We start from the raw sequence: 14,460 nt of genomic DNA, 5'->3' as shown, positions 1-14,460 counted from the left end.
CAAAAATGAATGAACGCACACACGACGACGACCGCAACGACGTCCCCGAAGACGAAAATGAAAAACGCCGCAAGCTGCTGCGCTACGGCGCCATCGGCGGCGGGCTGGCCGCGTTTGCCGCCAGCTTTTCCACCACGGCTGGCCGCATGGTCGACCACGCGCTGGGCAAAGATAAACCTGTGCAGAAACTACATGGCAATTCGCTGCCGCCCGAGTTTTCCGTCGACACGGCCACGGGCAAACTGACGGTCAATCCGGACCAGCAAGTGAGCTACACCATGTGCATGGGCTGCACCACGTTTTGCGGCGTGCGCGTACGCCTCGATAAAAAAAGCGGCAAGGTCTTGCGCGTGGCGGGCAATCCGTACAGCCCCCTGTCGGCCGATCCGGCGCTGCCATACCAGACCTCGATACGCGACAGCTTTGTCTCGCTGTCGCGCTTCGAGGAAAAGGGCTTGAAGGGCCGCTCGACGGCTTGCGGCCGGGGCAACGGCGTGCTGGAACAGATGGAGTCGCCGTTCCGCGTGCTCGCGCCCATGAAGCGCGTGGGGCCGCGCGGCGGCGGCCAGTGGGAACCGATCGCTTTCGATCAACTGGTCAAGGAAGTGACGGAAGGCGGCGACCTGTTTGGCGAAGGCCACGTACAGGGCTTGCGCGCCTTGCGCGAGCTGAAAAAACCGATCGATCCGGCGCAGCCGGAACTGGGTCCGCAAGTGAACCAGGTGGGCCTGATGTGCAGCACAGACGATGGCCGCCTGGCGTTCGGTACGCGCTTTTTCAAGCAGTCGTACGGCAGTCTGAACCTGGTCAACCACGGCTCGTATTGCGGCGGCGCCTACCGCAGCGGCTCGGGCGCCATGTTCGGCGACATGAAGAAAATGCCGCATGCGAAAGTGGATCTGGAAAACACGGAGTTCTGCATTTTCGTCGGCACGGCGCCGGGCAATGCGGGCAACCCGTTCAAGCGCCAGGGTACCCTGATCGCCAAGGCCCGTTCGGGCAAGCGCGAATTCAGCTACGTCGTCGTCGATCCCGTGCTGACGAATGCGGACAGCCTGGCGGCGGGCGACCGCAGCCGCTGGGTGCCGATCAAGCCGGGCACGGACGGCGCGCTGGCCATGGCCATGATCCGCTGGATCATCGAGCACGAACGCTATGACCGCAACTTCCTCGTGCAGCCGAACCTGAAGGTGGCGGAAGCGGCGGGCGAAGCCGCCTGGTGCAACGCCACGCACCTGATCATCAACGAAAAGGGCCATCCGCGCGATGGCCGCTACCTGCGCGCATCCGACATCGGCGCGGTGGAACTGGCGGAAGAAGAGCGCTACAAGGATGGTGACGCCTTCTGCGTGATCGACTCTGCCACGCAAGCCATCGTGCCGCACAGCGCGGCCAAGGGCGAGGCGCGCCTGTTCTTCGATGGCCCGCTGGACGTGGCCGGCGCGCCGCTGCACCTGAAGACAGCGATGACGATGCTCAACGAGGAAGCGCAGCGCCACAGCATGGAGGAATACTCAAGCGCCTGCGGCATCGGGCGCGACATCATCGAAGGCCTGGCGCAGGAACTGACCAGCCACGGCAAGCGCGCCGCCGTCAATGCGCACGGCGGCATGATGTCGGGCGCGGGATTTTATAACGCGTACGCGCTGGTCATGCTCAATACCCTGATCGGCAATTTGAACCGCAAGGGTGGCACTCTCGTCAACGGCGGCAGCTTCAAGGATGCGGGCCCCGGTCCGCGCTACAACCTCGAGAGTTTTGACGGCGAGACCAAGGCGGCCGGCATGCCGATCGGACGCAATGTGCCGTATGAAAAAACCTCGGAATTCAAGCTGAAGAAAGAAGCGGGCAAGGCCTATCCGGCCAGGGCGCCGTGGTATCCGAACGCACCTGCGCTGGCCACCGAGTGGCTCACCAGCGCCATGAACGGCTATCCGTACACCTTGAAGGCGCTGATCCTGTGGAGCTGCAATCCCGTCTACGGCATCACGGGCTTGCGCGCGCAGATCGGCAAGGAACTGGCCGATCCGAAGAAGATTCCACTGATCGTCGCCATCGACCCCTTCATCAATGAAAGCTCGGCCTTTGCCGACTACCTGCTGCCCGATACCTTGCTGTATGAAAGCTGGGGCTGGGCCGGCGCCTGGGGCGGCATGCCCGTCAAAATGAGCACGGCGCGCTGGCCCGTGGTCGAGCCGCGCGTGCAAAAAACGCCGGACGGCCAGACCATCTGCATGGAATCGTTCTTCATCGCGCTGGCCAAAACGATGGACTTGCCCGGCTTCGGCCCGGACGCCTTGCAAGACATGGATGGCCAGCGCTTCCCCCTGCAGCGCGCGGAAGACTGGTATCTGCGCGGCGGCGCCAACATCGCGTGGCAGGGGAAAACGTCCGTGCCGGAGGCCAGCGACGACGACATCGAGCTGTCCGGCGTGGCGCGCATCCGTGCCGAGCTGGAACGCACCCTGAAGCCGGAAGAGTGGCGCAAGGTGGCCTTCATGCTGGCGCGAGGAGGGCGCTACCAGAGCTATGGCGAGATGTTCGGCCTGCGCCTGCCGCCGCCCGCGAACCCCAAGGCACCGGCTGTTCCTGCACCGGTGATCGACGAGACACCGTATCCGCAGGACTGGTCCACGCACCGCTACCTGAAGCCGATGATGCTGTACAACGAGGCCTTGGGTGTGAGCAAGAACAGCTTGAGCGGCAAGCGTTTCCCCGGCACACCTGCCTGGAGAGTGGCGGCGTTTGCCGACGGCACGCCCGTGCGCAAGGCCTACCCGGCCAGCGAGTGGCCGTTCGAGTTGATCAGTTTTAAATCGGCGCTGCAGAACTCGTACAGCATCGGCGCGCGGCGCTTGCGCGGCATCCATCCCGACAACCCGGTCGCCGTGCACCCCGACGATGCGGCCCGCTTGAAGCTGCAAAATGGCGACGTGATTTACCTGGAAACGCCGGGCGGCAAGGCCAGGGCCACGGTGATGCTGCGCCACGGCGTGCAGCGGGGCGTGATCGCCATCGAACATGGTTTCGGCCACAAGGAACACGGCGCGCGCGCCCACCGCATCGGCAAGCTGCGCCAGCCCGACGAACCGGCCATCGGCGCGGGCATCAACCTGAACGACCTGGGATTGACGGACCCGAGTCGCGGCGACAAGAACGTGTTTGTCGATCCCGTCTCGGGCACGGCGGTGCGGCAGGGGCTGCCGGCGCGCATCGTGCGGGTTTAGAGTTGTCCACCTGCCATCAGCAGCCGGGCTACCTCGGCTGCTGAATGCAGGCCCAGTTTTTCCATCGTGTTATGGCGGTGCACCTGCACCGTCTTGTCGCTGATGCCCAGCTCGCGGGCGATGACTTTCGACGCTTTGCCTTCGGCCATCAAGAGCGCCACTTCGCGTTCGCGCGCCGTCAATGTCGCCAGTGCTGCCTGTGCCGTATTGGTGCTGGCGGCGCTGCGGCTTTCTTCCATGCTGCGGGCCACGGCGCGCGAGACGGCGTCCAGCAATACCTGGTCCTTGCATGGCTTTTCCAGAAAGTCGCAAGCGCCCGCTTTCATCGTTTGCACGGCCATGGCCAGGTCGCCGTGGCCGCTCAAGAAAATCACGGGCAGGGCGATGGCGTGACGCGACAGCTCCTGTTGAAGCTCCAGCCCGCTCATCAAGGGCATGCGCACGTCGAGCAGCAGACAGCCCGGGGCATGGCCCGCGTAGCGCTGCAGGAAGTCGCGCGCCGACTCGAACGTCTGCACTTTCCAGCCGGCCGAATCGAACAGATAGGCCAGCGAGCGGCGCATGGCGGCATCGTCGTCGACGACAAAGATGATCGCGTCGCTTTCATTCATGGTGTGTCCTCTTGGTTTTCCTGATGTGCTTGCATGCCGCTATCTTCGGGCAGGCGGAACCAGACCGTCAAGCCTGGCGCATCGGCATTGGCGTGCGCCGACAGGCTGCCGCCGAACGATTCGATGATGCTTTTGCTGAGCGACATGCCCAGGCCCAGGCCTTCGGCCTTGGTGGTAAAAAACGGTTCGAACAGGCGCGCCATCTGCGCCGCATCGAGGCCGCATCCGGCGTCGCGCACGGCCACCGTGCAGGCGCCGTTTTCACGGTGCAGCAGCACGCCGATGGGGTGTCCCGGATTGTCGTTTTCCACCTGCGCATCGAGCGCATTTTTCAGCAGATTGAGCAGCACTTGCTGCACTTGCTGCGGGTCGGCCAGCACGCGCGCGTCAAGGTTGCTGCCTTCGTGGTTCCAGCTGATATGGGCGTGCGGATGGGCGGCGCGGAAGAGTGCCACGGCTTGCTCCACGGCGCCGGCCAGGGCGAAGGCCGTGCTGTGCGCGGGACGCTTTTGCGCCATCGCGCGGATGTGCCGGATGATGGCGCCCGCGCGCTCGCTTTGCGTGGCGATTTCCTGCGCGCCGTCGAGCAGCGGCGCCGCGTCGAGGCGGCCCGCCGTGATGCGGCGCGCCATGCCGCGCGCGAAATTGCCGATGGCCGCCAGCGGCTGGTTCAATTCGTGCGCGATGGCGCTGGCCATTTCGCCCAGGATGGCCAGGCGCGCCGTGTGGTCGAGTGTGGCCTGGCGCTGGCGCGCCTGTTCTTCCAGCGCGCGCTGCTGGTGCTGGGCCGCGCGCAATTGCTCCGTGCGCCGGCTGACCAGGTATTCCACGCGCACTGTGTGCACGGCCCAGGCCACGAGCAGGGCCAGCACGAGCAGCATCCAGCCCCAGTAGCGGCGCAGCGCCGTCTCGAACGTCAGCTTGTCCAGGTAGGCGTAAGGGCCGATGCGCAAGTCGCGGAACAGTTCATCGACGATCTGGTAATCGCTGGGCACCGTCCAGCTATAACCCTCGGCCGTGCGCGGCATGGCCAGCAGGGCTTGCGCCACTTTTTTTGCCAGCGCGGGCGGCGTCTGGCGCAGAGCGACGAAGGGCCAGTCCGGATACAGGCGCGACGAGCTGGCGCAGCGAAAGCCGGGTATCGGGCGCGTGGTGATCACGCGCAGTTCCTCGGAACGCACTTCGCCGCGCGCCACCATCTGTTCCAGCAAACAGGTGCGCACGATGCCCGCATCCATGCGTCCGGCCCGTACGGCGTCGACGATCTGCTGCGAGGGAAAACCGCTGTAGCGCAGGCTGGCAAAATCGTGCGTGGGATCGATGCCCGCTTCGCGCAGTTCGCGCGCGGCGATCTGGTAGCCGCCAAAGGCGTCGGGCGTCACGGCCATCACGTTCTTGCCAGCCAGGTCGGCCAGGTCATGCAGCGGCGACGCGCTGCGCACGACGATGGCCGAACCGATGGCCTGGCGCGGCGAGTCCGTCCACGGCGATTCCAGGGTGGCGATGCGGCTGGCACCATCGCTGTGTTCGAGCGCCACGTAATGACCGCTGCTGGTGATGGCGAAGGCGATCGCTTGCGATTGCACGGCGCGCGTCAGGCCTGCCTGGTCGTAGTCGGCCAGGATGAAACGGATGCCGGGAATGCTGGCCTGCAGATGGCGCGTCACATACGACCAGTCCTGCTGCACGGCGTCGCCGCCCTTGTAGGCCAGCACGCCAATGCGGACCTCTGGCAGTGCGTCATCCGCTTGCGCGCCATGTAGGCACAGCACCGCCAACGCGAACAGTAAAAAACGCACTAAAACATGCTGCGCTGCGCCGAACGCGCATCGCCGAACAGGTCCAGCAGCAGCTTTTTGATGGGCGCGGGCAGCGGCGCATCCGCGATTTTCGCGCCGTCGTACCAGACGTGCGTCGCTTCCCCGGCCAGCGCCAAACGGCGCGCCAGGATGATGCGGCAGGGGACGATGTGCAGCTTGTAGTGGGTGAAGACATGGACGATGGGCAACAACCGTTCCTGCGATTCGATTTCGCCGAATGGCGCCACGGCGCGCGCCAGCGCATCCTGGTCGATGGCACGGGGAGAGTCTTCATCGGCCAGCACGTGGCCATCGAGTTCGGGTAGCGACAGCAAGCCGCCCCAGATGCCCGAGCCGGGCCGCTGCTCCAGCAGCACCTGGCCGTTGTCGATGACGACCAGCATGACGGCGTGTTTTTCCGGGCTGGTTTTCTTTGGTTTGCGTACAGGCAGATCCTTGGTGCGGCCCGTGGCGTAGGCCATGCAGCGCGGCTGCAAGGGGCAGCGGCCGCAATCGGGGCTGCTGCGCGTGCACAGGGTGGCGCCGAAGTCCATCAGGCCCTGCGTGTAGGCTTCGATGCCCGTCTCAGGCAGCAGCGCTTCGGCGCGGCGCCACATGGCTTCCTCGACCCGTTTTTCGCCGGGATAGGCGTCGATGCCAAACGCGCGCGCGAACACGCGCTTGACGTTGCCGTCCATGATGGCCGCGCGCGTGCCGCTGGAAAACGCGGAAATGGCGGCCGCCGTCGAGCGGCCGATGCCGGGCAGGTCGGCCAGCAGGGCCGGGTCGCTGGGGAACACGCCGTCGTATTCGGCCACCACGCGCTGCGCGCACTTGTGCAGATTGCGCGCCCGCGTGTAGTAGCCAAGGCCGCTCCACTGCGCCATCACGTCTTCGACAGGCGCGCTAGCGAGGTCTCGCAGGGTGGGGAAGCGTTCGAGGAAGCGCGCGTAGTAGCCGAGCACGGCGGTGACCTGCGTTTGCTGCAGCATGATTTCGGACAGCCAGATCAGGTAGGCGTCGCGCGTGTTTTGCCATGGCAGCGCGTGGCGGCCATGCTGCTTTTGCCAGGCGATGACGGTGGCGGAAAAAGTCGGGTCGATATAGTCTTCAAAAGGCGCCGCGCCTGTGGCGGGCGAGAGCGGATGCAGCAGACGTTTCATGCAGGGTTCCAGTATTCTGTTGTCTATGTTGCGCTGGCCGCGCGCAAGGCAGCCAGCAATTGCGCCAGCTGCGCCTTGTCGCGTTCAAGCGCCGCCAGGCTGGCCTCGAAGCCGGCGATTTTCTGTTCCAGGCTGCCCGTGGCATCGTGGATGCGCTGGATCGAGGCAAAGCGCAGTTTCAGCTGTTCCTTGTACTCGACGATCTGCGCTTCGAGCGGCGCCATGATGACTTTCAGCCAGGCGCTGGCGTCGTCATTGGCGTTGGTGAAACTGCGCCGCACGCGTGAGGCGATGGTGTCGAAGAATTTTTCCATCAGCACGACGCGGCTGGTGGTGAGCAGGGTCGCCGTGCCGAACTGCTTATGGTAGACGGCTTCGATGTCGGCGATCTCCTGGCGGTAGCGGGCCAGCGAAAACGGCATCGGCAAGGCCAGCGCCAGACCGTGTTCGGAAGCGAATTTGCGGTACATCACGTTCATCATTTCCGTGATCTCGGCCGTCTTGCCTTCCGAGCGGTCCAGGTTGCTGGCGATGCGTTCGAAATACTGGCGCACGGCTTCGCGCAAGCCCGTGAAAAAGCGGCTGCGCTGCATGGCGGCGCGCACGCCGTCGATATCGTCGCGCACGATGTCCATGCCCAGGCTTGTGTACAGCTCCGTCGACAGGCGGGTAAACACGGCGCGCGTCGCTTGCAGCTTGAACAGGCTGCTGTCGAATTCCTTCTTCTCGATATCGATGCGCCGCATCATGTGCGCGATCACGCTCTGGTTCTTGCCGCGCAAGCTGTGCAGCTCGTGCAGCTGCTCGGCGATGCCGCGCGCGCGGGCCGCCGCCTGCACCTGCTGCGCCGCCTCGATGGCGTCCAGGTCGAACGCCAGCTGGCGCCGGATGATGTCCTTGCGCGCAGGGATCAGCTCCTCGAACAAGGCCGTCTCCAGCCGCAGCAGGCAGCTCTTTTCCAGCAGCGCCGCATCGTCGTTGATCTTGCCCACCAGGGCCTTTTGCGCCGAGACGGGAAACACCTGGCTCGCGTCCAGTGTCAACAGATGCGCCACGCTGGCCTGCTGGCGCTCGATCGCTTGCGCCACCTCGGCATCGCCGCGCAATTCGTCCCACATGCTGTCGATCTTGTTGAGCACCACCAGGCGGCCCGCGCCGGCGCCGATATGGTTGCGCCATACCTCGATATCGCTGCGCGTGACGCCCGTGTCGGCCGCCAGAATGAACAGCACCGCGTGCGCGTTCGGGATCAGGTTCAGGGTCAGTTCCGGTTCCGTGCCGATGGCGTTCAGGCCCGGCGTGTCGAGGATGACCAGGCCCTGTTTCAGCAGCGGATGGGGGAAGTTGATGATGGCGTGGCGCCACATGGAGATCTCCACCTGGCCCTCCTCGTCGAGCATGGCGGGGGCGTCCGCATCGTCGGCGTCGTACAGGCCGTAGCGCGCCGCTTCTTCCACACTGACTTTTTTCGTCAGGCTGACCTGGCGGATCGCTTCCTGCATGTCGCCGCCCGCCTCGATATTCAGGGGCAGGATGGTCCAGGCGGCCGGCAGCTCGCGGTAGTCGCTGGTCGACAGGTTCTGCGCGCGCGTCTCGATGGGCAGCAGCCGGATCGATGGCGGCCAGGCCGCGTCGTACAGCAGCTCGGTGGGGCACATGGTGGTGCGGCCCGCGCCCGATGGCAGGATGCGCTGGCCGTAGCCGGCAAAGAAAATGGCGTTGATCAGCTCGGATTTGCCGCGCGAGAATTCCGCCACGAAGGCGACGGATAAACGGTCGTCGAGCAGGCGGGAACCACAGCGCGCCAGGCGCAGCGCGGAGGCGCCGTCGACCAGGCCTGCCGCGCTGGCGGCTTGCCGGTATGCCTGCAAGGCGGCCTGCACGTCCTGCCGCCATGCGCTGTATTGTTCCAGGTCTCTGACCATCTGCTCCCCTTTACCTATGCTTACTTTTGACAATTCACGCAGTAAAACGTGGAACGCTGTCCCTGCACGATCTGGCGGATAGGCGCGCCGCACACGCGGCAGGGCTTGCCCGCGCGGTTGTACGTGAAATACGTCTGCTGGAAGTAGCCGGACTGGCCGTTCACGCCGATGAAGTCGCGCAGGGTGCTGCCGCCTTGCACGATGGCTTCGGCCAGCACGTCGCGGATCGCTTGCGCCAGTTTCTCATAGCGGGCCAGGCCGATGCGCCGCGCTGGCGTCTTCGGGTTGATCCCCGCGCGGAACAGGCTTTCGGAACAATAGATATTGCCCACGCCGACGACGATGTCGCCCGCCATCAGCACCTGCTTGATGTTGGTGCCCTTGTTGCGCGTTTTCTCGAACAGCAGCTGGCCCGTGAAGCCGCCTTCCAGCGGTTCCGTGCCCAAGCCGCGCAGCAGCGCGTGGCCGTCCAGCGGTCCGTCGGCCTCGTCGTGCCACAGCACGGCGCCGAAGCGGCGCGGGTCCGTCATGCGCAGCACCTGGCTGCCGCCTTGCGCGTCTTCCACGACGAGGTCGAAATGGTCGTGCTTTTGCGCTTCCGTCCCCGTCGGCAGCACGCGAAGGTGGCCCGACATGCCCAGGTGGATGATCAGGGTGCCGTGGCGGAAGTGGATCAGCAGGTATTTGCCGCGGCGGCCCGTCAGGCCGATGGTTTGCCCCGACAATTGCTCGCCCAGGGCAGGGGGGAAGGGCCAGCGCAGGCCGTCGCGGCGCAGCACGACGGAGCGCACGGCGCGCCCTTCCAGGTGGGGCGCGACACCGCGCCGTGTGACTTCGACTTCTGGCAATTCTGGCATAGGGCTCGAATGGTTGAAAACCGGATAAAAAACAGGCGGGTTGCCGGCCGAGGGCTGGCCCTGGCAGGCCACGCCGCCACGACGTATATATTTCGTTACATACGTGAAGTACGCGATAGCCGCGTTGGGCGTAGAATCAAACTTTGCCGTTTAGCCAGGATCAGCCTTTGAAAAACGCTTTCGCCATTGTAACCTTGTCCGCCCTGATGGCCACGCATGCCATGGCACAGACCCCTGTCGCCCCTGCCGATGCCGCGGCCAGTCCCTCTGCGGCCGCGCCCGTCGCGCCGCAGGAAGAGGGCGCCGAGTCCAAGGCTGATGCCAAGGCGGAGGGTTTGCCCAAGGTGGAATTGAGCAGCGACCTGCTGTACAAGCTGACCAAGGCAGAAATGGAATTCAAGAGCGGTCAGTGGCAAGGGCCGTACGTGACGATGATGGTGGCGGCGCAGCAGACGCGCGACCCGCGCCTGGCGCGCCGCGCTTCCGAAATGGCGCTGGCCGCCAAGCAGGGCGGCGAAGCGCTGGCGGCCATCCGCCTGTGGCGCGAGCTGGCGCCCGAATCGGACGAGGCGACGCAGTTCTTCCTTGGCTTCGTCGTGTTGACGGACAAGATCGAAGAAGCGGAACCGATTTTCGCCGAGCGTCTGGCCAATGCGCCGGGTGGCGCACGGGGCGTGGCCCTGTTCCAGATGCAGCAGATTTTGTCGCGCTCGAATGACAAGCTGTATGCCTATTCGATGGTGACGCGCCTGGTGCAGCCTTACCTGGACATGTTCGAAGCGCACCTGGTGCTGGCGCAGGGCGCCTTGTCGATCGGCGAGCGTGAACGCGCCATCGGCGAAGCGAACAAGGCGCTGGCGATCAAGCCGAACTCCGAGTTTGCCGCGCTGACCCTGGCGCAGGTGACGGGCGAACCCGAGGCGGCAAACAAGGTGCTGGCCACGTTCCTGCAAAAGAATCCGGACGCCGTCGAAGTGCGCGGCGCGTACGCGCGCCTGCTCGTCGAGCAGAAGCAGCTGGAGCCGGCGCGCGAGCAGTTCCTGCTGCTGCTGAAAAGCCAGCCCGATAACGTGGGCGCCCTGTATGCGCTCGGCATCGTGGCGCTGCAGCTGGAAGATACCAAGGGCGCGGAGCAGTACTTCAAGCGCTTCCTGGCCGTGCTCGAAAAATCCCCTGGCGACACGCGCGATCCGTTCAAGGCCCTGATGATACTGTCGCAAATCGCCGAGACGCGCGGCGACACGGCGGGCGCCATCGCCTGGCTGGACAAGGTCGACAACAGCGCGTCGGCCGGCTATGTCGAGGCGCGCTTGCGCCGCGCCCAGCTGATGGCCCGTGGCGGCAATCTCGATGCGGCGCGCAAGGCGCTGACGGAAATCGAAACGGACGATCCGGCAAGCCAGGCGCAGGTGCTGCTGGTCGATGCGCAATTCCTGCGCGACGCCGGCTACGTGCAAAGCGCGTACACGGTGATGGAAAATGCCTTGCTGCGCTTCCCCGACAATCCGGAACTGTTGTACGACTACGCCTTGCTGGCCGAGCGTCTGGATAAATTCGAGCTGATGGAGGCGAGCTTGCGCCGCGTGATGGCGCTGGCGCCCGACAATCAGCACGCGTACAACGCGCTCGGTTATTCGCTGGCCGAACGGGGCCTGCGCCTGGAGGAAGCCCATGCGCTGATCGAAAAAGCCTTGCAGATGGCGCCGGGCGACCCGTTCATCATGGACAGCATGGGCTGGGTGCAGTTCCGCATGGGTAACCTGGCCGCCGCGGAAAACGCGCTGCGCCGCGCCTATGCCGTGCGCAGCGATCCGGAAATCGCCGTCCACCTGGGCGAAGTGCTGTGGCAGAAGGGCGACAAGGCTGAAGCGCAAAAGCTGTGGCGCGAAGCGCAAGGCAAGGACCCGAAAAACGATGCGCTGAAAAGTACGCTGGCGCGCTTGAATGTCAGTTTGTGATTGAATCGATTAACTCAACTATAAAAAACCAGCGCCATGGCGCTGGTTTTGCCTTGTGCCCATGTTAAAAAAACTCATCCCTCTCACACTCGTCTGCCTGTCTCTCTCGGCCTGCTCGACCCTGACTTCCCCCTTTTCGTCCGGCGCCGCACCCTCCGCTCAAACTGTCGCACCCTACCGCGAACAGGTGGAACTGACAGGGCGCCTGAACGTCGTGTACCAGAAGGATGACAAGCCCGAATCGGCCACCGTCAATTTCAACTGGCAGCAGACGGCGCAGCGCACGGACGTGACCCTGTATTCGCCCGTCGGCAGCACCCTGGCGACGATCGCCGTCACGCCGCAGCAAGCCGTGCTGACGCAAAGCGGCAAGGCGCCGCGCAGCGCGCCGGACGTCGATACTCTGAGCGCGCAGATGCTGGGCTGGTCCTTGCCCGTGTCGGGCTTGCGCGACTGGCTGCAAGGGCATGCCGTGGGCGCCGACGGCAAGCGTTTCGTCGCTTCCCCGGCCAATGACAGCGTCACGACGAAAGACGGCTGGCGCTTGCGCTATGTGTCGTGGCAAGAAGTAGGGCAAAATGCGGCCGACAATACACCGGGCGCCTTGCCCCAACCGCGGCGTATCGATGCCGAACGCAATGCCAGCGCGCAGGCCGATGCCGTGTCGTTGCGCATCGTGCTCGATCCCGCTCCATCGGCTCAAGCACAATGACGTTGACGACTCTGAATAACTGCCCGGCCCCGGCCAAGCTGAACCTCTTTTTGCACGTCAACGGCCGCCGCGCCGATGGCTACCATCTGCTGCAGACGGTGTTCCAGTTGCTCGACCATGGCGACACCCTGCACTTCGCGCTGCGCGACGACACGGCGATCCGCCGCGTGACGGCGCTCGCCGGCGTGCCGGAGGAGCAGGACCTGATCATCCGCGCCGCCAGGCTGCTGCAGGCGGAAGTGCTGCGCCGTACTGACGCCTTGCCGCGCGGCGTCGATATCGCCATCGACAAGGTGCTGCCCATGGGCGGCGGGCTCGGCGGCGGTTCGTCCGACGCAGCGACGGCCCTGATGGCCTTGAACCGCCTGTGGCAGGCGGGTTTGACGCGCGAGGAATTGATGGCGCTGGGCTTGCCGCTGGGCGCCGATATCCCGTTTTTCATCTTTGGCGAGAATGCCTTTGCCGAAGGCGTGGGCGAAGCCCTGCAACCCGTCGCCACGCCGGACTGCTGGTATATCGTGATCGAGCCTGGCGTGCAAGTGCCGACCGCCGCAATTTTTTGCGCGGAAGGCTTGACGAGAAATACCGAACCCGTCACAATAGCGGACTTTTCCAGGTACCTCGCAGAAGGAAACGATGCGGGCGGGTTTGGTAAGAATGATTTACAGCAAGTAGCATGCAGTCTTTTCAAGCCGATAGCAGATGCGGTAAAATGGCTGAGTGCTTACGGTGAGGCCAGGATGACTGGTTCCGGTGCTTGTGTGTTTGGTGCGTTTGGCAGTCAGGAAGAAGCGGATGCGGTGCTCAGCAATGTGCCACCAGTCTGGATCGCCTGGAAGGCAAAAGCGCTGAGTCGCCACCCGATGCTCACCATGTTGTAGAGAGCAAAAAAAGATTTTGCTTAGCGTCAAATAGTCGGTATAATACTGGCCAACATGACGGCAAGCAGTCAGTAACGTAGGGGAATCGCCAAGCTGGTTAAGGCACTGGATTTTGATTCCAGCATGCGAAGGTTCGAATCCTTCTTCCCCTGCCACCCTTTCACCGTAGTCTGTCGATGCGAAGTTGGCGTCCAGTGCGGGAAAAAGCAGATGTGTCGCCACGCGGCATATTCTAAACAATGACTGACCGGGCCTATGCCCGGTTAGTGCTTTTCAAGACTTCTATATCACCTCTTGGGACTCCCATGGCTTACGAAAACCTGATGGTTTTTACCGGCAACGCGAATCCAGCGTTGGCAGAGGGGGTCGCAAAAAACCTCGGCATCCCTCTCGGTAAAGCAAACGTTTCGAAATTCTCCGACGGCGAAGTAATGGTCGAGATTAACGAAAACGTACGCGGCAAGGATGTTTTTGTTTTGCAATCCACCTGTGCTCCAACCAACGACAGCCTGATGGAAATCATGCTGATGGTTGATGCCTTGAAACGTGCTTCCGCTGGCCGCATCACCGCCGCCATTCCTTACTTCGGCTACGCCCGCCAAGACCGTCGTCCACGCTCCGCGCGTGTGGCGATTTCGGCCAAGGTGGTGGCGAACATGCTGGAAGAAGCCGGTGTCGAGCGCGTCCTGATCATGGACTTGCACGCCGACCAGATTCAAGGTTTCTTCGATATCCCAGTCGACAATATTTACGCTTCGCCAATTTTGCTGGGCGACCTGCAAAAGAAAAACTACCAGGATCTGCTGGTAGTGTCGCCGGACGTCGGCGGTGTGGTACGTGCGCGCGCCCTGGCAAAACGCCTGGGCTGCGACCTGGCCATCATCGACAAGCGTCGTCCAAAAGCGAACGTGTCCGAAGTGATGAACATCATCGGTGAAGTCGAAGGCCGCAACTGCGTGATCATGGATGACATGGTCGACACGGCAGGCACCCTGACCAAGGCTGCCGAAGTGCTCAAAGAACGCGGCGCGAAAAAAGTCGTGGCGTATTGCACGCACGCGGTGCTGTCGGGCCCGGCGATCGACCGTATTTCGGCCTCGCCACTCGATGAGCTGGTCGTGACCGATACGATCCCCTTGTCCGAAGCGGCCCTGGCCTGCGGCAAGATCCGTCAATTGACGTGCGCGCCGCTGCTGGCCGAGACGTTCAAGCGCATCATCAAGGGCGATTCGGTTATTTCCCTCTTTATCGATTAATTCGATAAATAGAAACAGACGTAATGCCTGCGGCGCGACCGGCTTTTTGCCTGTTGCGCCGCAGTGTTTTA

10 protein-coding genes and 1 tRNA gene are annotated in these 14,460 nt (G+C 63.8%); 6 read left to right on the top strand and 5 right to left on the bottom strand.

Annotation, left to right across the window (positions count from 1 at the left end):
- Window positions 1–5 precede the first annotated feature (5 nt).
- Window positions 6–3,227 (top strand): molybdopterin dinucleotide binding domain-containing protein, encoded by a 3,222-nt coding sequence (locus tag GYK42_RS00160; RefSeq protein ID WP_166445901.1) that lies wholly within the window; start codon window positions 6–8, stop codon window positions 3,225–3,227.
- Here GYK42_RS00160 and GYK42_RS00155 read toward each other — a convergent pair.
- The 5 genes from GYK42_RS00155 to mutM are packed head-to-tail and all read right to left on the bottom strand — an operon-like array spanning window position 3,224 to window position 9,582.
- Complete coding sequence (locus tag GYK42_RS00155) at window positions 3,224–3,838, bottom strand: response regulator transcription factor (RefSeq protein WP_166445900.1); 615 nt, start codon at window positions 3,836–3,838, stop codon at window positions 3,224–3,226. The genes GYK42_RS00160 and GYK42_RS00155 overlap by 4 nt on opposite strands.
- On the bottom strand, window positions 3,835–5,637 hold the full coding sequence (locus tag GYK42_RS00150; protein WP_166445899.1) for a PhnD/SsuA/transferrin family substrate-binding protein: 1,803 nt from the start codon (window positions 5,635–5,637) through the stop codon (window positions 3,835–3,837). The genes GYK42_RS00155 and GYK42_RS00150 overlap by 4 nt, the downstream gene beginning before the upstream one ends.
- On the bottom strand, window positions 5,637–6,800 hold the full coding sequence (mutY, locus tag GYK42_RS00145) for an A/G-specific adenine glycosylase (RefSeq protein ID WP_166445898.1): 1,164 nt from the start codon (window positions 6,798–6,800) through the stop codon (window positions 5,637–5,639). The genes GYK42_RS00150 and mutY overlap by 1 nt, the downstream gene beginning before the upstream one ends.
- Window positions 6,801–6,823: 23 nt before the next feature.
- A complete protein-coding gene (locus GYK42_RS00140) occupies window positions 6,824–8,725 on the bottom strand; it encodes a dynamin family protein (protein ID WP_166445897.1) in 1,902 nt (633 codons plus the stop codon).
- Window positions 8,726–8,745: 20 nt separating this feature from the next.
- Complete coding sequence (gene mutM, locus GYK42_RS00135) at window positions 8,746–9,582, bottom strand: bifunctional DNA-formamidopyrimidine glycosylase/DNA-(apurinic or apyrimidinic site) lyase (RefSeq protein WP_166445896.1); 837 nt, start codon at window positions 9,580–9,582, stop codon at window positions 8,746–8,748.
- A gap of 167 nt (window positions 9,583–9,749) precedes the next feature.
- On the opposite strand from mutM, the gene GYK42_RS00130 reads away from it, so the two are divergent.
- The 5 genes from GYK42_RS00130 to GYK42_RS00110 all read left to right on the top strand — a co-directional run bounded on the left by GYK42_RS00130 (window position 9,750) and on the right by GYK42_RS00110 (window position 14,389).
- The gene (locus tag GYK42_RS00130) at window positions 9,750–11,540 is read left to right on the top strand and encodes a tetratricopeptide repeat protein (protein WP_205711236.1); all 1,791 of its coding nucleotides are present in this window, start codon (window positions 9,750–9,752) and stop codon (window positions 11,538–11,540) included.
- 61 nt (window positions 11,541–11,601) lie between these two features.
- The gene (locus GYK42_RS00125; protein WP_166445895.1) at window positions 11,602–12,252 is read left to right on the top strand and encodes an outer membrane lipoprotein LolB; all 651 of its coding nucleotides are present in this window, start codon (window positions 11,602–11,604) and stop codon (window positions 12,250–12,252) included.
- Window positions 12,249–13,133, top strand: a complete 885-nt coding sequence (gene ispE, locus GYK42_RS00120; protein WP_166445894.1) for a 4-(cytidine 5'-diphospho)-2-C-methyl-D-erythritol kinase — start codon at window positions 12,249–12,251, stop codon at window positions 13,131–13,133. The genes GYK42_RS00125 and ispE overlap by 4 nt, the downstream gene beginning before the upstream one ends.
- Before the next feature lie 78 nt (window positions 13,134–13,211).
- A tRNA-Gln gene (locus GYK42_RS00115) sits at window positions 13,212–13,288 on the top strand.
- Between the two features lie 150 nt (window positions 13,289–13,438).
- Window positions 13,439–14,389: a ribose-phosphate pyrophosphokinase gene (locus GYK42_RS00110; protein ID WP_034753270.1), complete on the top strand. Its 951-nt coding sequence runs from the start codon at window positions 13,439–13,441 to the stop codon at window positions 14,387–14,389.
- Window positions 14,390–14,460 lie beyond the last annotated feature (71 nt).

The sequence above is a fragment of the Janthinobacterium lividum genome (genome assembly GCF_011601275.1).
Classification (GTDB): Bacteria; Pseudomonadota; Gammaproteobacteria; order Burkholderiales; family Burkholderiaceae_D; genus Janthinobacterium; species Janthinobacterium lividum_E.
This window is presented reverse-complemented; position numbering and strand designations above follow the sequence as displayed.

Excerpts from the sequence above, each read along its gene's own strand:
- GYK42_RS00160 (WP_166445901.1), top strand. The coding sequence starts at position 6 with ATGAATGAACGCACACACGACGACGACCGCAACGACGTCCCCGAAGAC.
- GYK42_RS00155 (WP_166445900.1), bottom strand. The coding sequence starts at position 3,838 with ATGAATGAAAGCGACGCGATCATCTTTGTCGTCGACGACGATGCCGCC.
- mutY (WP_166445898.1), bottom strand. The coding sequence starts at position 6,800 with ATGAAACGTCTGCTGCATCCGCTCTCGCCCGCCACAGGCGCGGCGCCT.
- GYK42_RS00140 (WP_166445897.1), bottom strand. The coding sequence starts at position 8,725 with ATGGTCAGAGACCTGGAACAATACAGCGCATGGCGGCAGGACGTGCAG.
- mutM (WP_166445896.1), bottom strand. The coding sequence starts at position 9,582 with ATGCCAGAATTGCCAGAAGTCGAAGTCACACGGCGCGGTGTCGCGCCC.
- GYK42_RS00125 (WP_166445895.1), top strand. The coding sequence starts at position 11,602 with ATGTTAAAAAAACTCATCCCTCTCACACTCGTCTGCCTGTCTCTCTCG.
- ispE (WP_166445894.1), top strand. The coding sequence starts at position 12,249 with ATGACGTTGACGACTCTGAATAACTGCCCGGCCCCGGCCAAGCTGAAC.
- GYK42_RS00110 (WP_034753270.1), top strand. The coding sequence starts at position 13,439 with ATGGCTTACGAAAACCTGATGGTTTTTACCGGCAACGCGAATCCAGCG.